This window comes from Desulfofundulus luciae (genome assembly GCF_030813795.1).
GTDB lineage: Bacteria > Bacillota > Desulfotomaculia > Desulfotomaculales > Desulfovirgulaceae > Desulfofundulus > Desulfofundulus luciae.
The window spans coordinates 1-1,204 of the sequence record NZ_JAUSUX010000068.1 but is presented as its reverse complement, the minus strand read 5'-3'; the positions used below and the strand labels follow the sequence as shown (position 1 = coordinate 1,204).

At 59.4% G+C, this 1,204-nt stretch carries 1 protein-coding gene; it reads left to right on the top strand.

What is annotated here, in order from left to right; translation table 11 throughout:
• Nucleotide 1 precedes the first annotated feature (1 nt).
• The gene (tuf, locus tag J2Z49_RS14735) at nucleotides 2–1,204 is read left to right on the top strand and encodes an elongation factor Tu (protein ID WP_307403946.1); all 1,203 of its coding nucleotides are present in this window, start codon (nucleotides 2–4) and stop codon (nucleotides 1,202–1,204) included.

The following is a 1,204-nucleotide window of genomic DNA, read 5'->3' as shown; positions in this document are numbered from 1 at the left end:
CATGGCCAAGGCCAAATTTGAGCGGACCAAACCCCACGTAAACGTAGGGACCATTGGACACGTTGACCACGGGAAGACCACTTTGACGGCAGCCATCACCACGGTGCTGGCCACGGTGGGCAAGGCGCAGGTCAAGAAATACGAAGAGATCGACAACGCTCCGGAAGAGCGGGAGCGGGGGATTACCATTAACACGGCCCACGTGGAATACGAGACGGAGAAAAGGCACTATGCCCACGTAGACTGTCCGGGCCACGCGGACTACGTGAAGAACATGATCACCGGTGCGGCCCAGATGGACGGGGCGATTCTGGTGGTATCGGCGGCGGATGGTCCCATGCCCCAGACGCGGGAGCACATATTGCTGGCCCGGCAGGTGGGGGTGCCCTACATTGTGGTATACCTGAACAAGGCGGACATGGTGGACGACGCGGAACTTCTGGAGTTGGTGGAGATGGAAGTGCGGGAACTTCTGTCCACCTATGAATTTCCCGGGGACGACGTACCGGTGATCACCGGTTCGGCGTTAAAGGCGCTGGAATGCGGTTGCGGGAAACGGGAGTGCGAATGGTGCAAATCGATCTGGGAACTGATGGACGCGGTGGACGAATACATTCCGACGCCGCAGCGGGACATTGACAAGCCCTTCCTGATGCCCATAGAGGACGTGTTCAGCATTACCGGTCGCGGTACGGTGGTGACGGGGCGTGTAGAGCGGGGCACGGTGAAGGTGGGCGACGAAGTAGAGATAGTGGGACTGATGGAAAAGCCGAAGAAGACGGTGGTCACGGGCGTGGAAATGTTCCGGAAGATTCTGGACCGTGGGGAAGCAGGGGACAACATTGGGTGTCTGTTACGCGGGATTGACCGGAAGGAAGTGGAGCGGGGGATGGTGCTGGCGAAGCCCGGGAGCATCAAGCCGCACACCCACTTCAGTGCGGAGGTATACGTGTTGACCAAGGAAGAAGGAGGACGGCATACGCCGTTCTTTAACGGGTACCGGCCGCAGTTTTACTTCCGGACGACGGACGTGACGGGAACGATAACGCTGCCTGAAGGTGTGGAGATGGTGATGCCCGGGGACAACGTTCGGCTGGAGATCAAGCTGATCACCCCCATTGCCATTGAAGAAGGGCTGCGCTTCGCCATCCGGGAAGGTGGCCGTACCGTCGGAGCCGGCGTGGTCACCCAGATTATCGAGTAG

Excerpts from the sequence above, each read along its gene's own strand:
- tuf (WP_307403946.1), top strand. The coding sequence starts at position 2 with ATGGCCAAGGCCAAATTTGAGCGGACCAAACCCCACGTAAACGTAGGG.